This is a genomic window from Mycobacterium sp. 4D054 (assembly GCF_052245755.1).
Classification (GTDB): Bacteria; Actinomycetota; Actinomycetes; order Mycobacteriales; family Mycobacteriaceae; genus Mycobacterium.
The window spans coordinates 1-301 of the sequence record NZ_JBQQCF010000180.1 but is presented as its reverse complement, the minus strand read 5'-3'; the positions used below and the strand labels follow the sequence as shown (position 1 = coordinate 301).

Sequence of the window (301 nt, the reverse complement as noted above, 5' to 3'; positions counted from 1 at the left end):
TCGGCGTAATGCGCATCCACACCGGCCGGCAGACCGCCCCAGGAGAGCATGTCACCGGCCGACGGGTTACTCAGTGTGACTGTGGCCGAGCCGATCTGCTCCGAGTCCAGATCCGTGATCACCACGATGGGGCTGACCGTGATCGGCGAACCGGCGCTGCCGGCCGCCACCGGCGACACCACCACCAACGGCGGCACCTCAGAAGCCAGCCCGACCACCGTGACCACCGTGCCCGCCGGCACCGCGCTCGCATTCCCCTCACCATCAACCACGGCGAAGCTGACCGACTTCAGGCCCGCAC

1 protein-coding gene is annotated in these 301 nt (G+C 68.8%); it reads right to left on the bottom strand.

Features of this window, described 5'->3' with window-relative positions:
* A partial coding sequence (locus tag ACTWP6_RS30450; protein ID WP_443189654.1) for a hypothetical protein occupies positions 1–301 on the bottom strand: 301 nt, incomplete at both ends.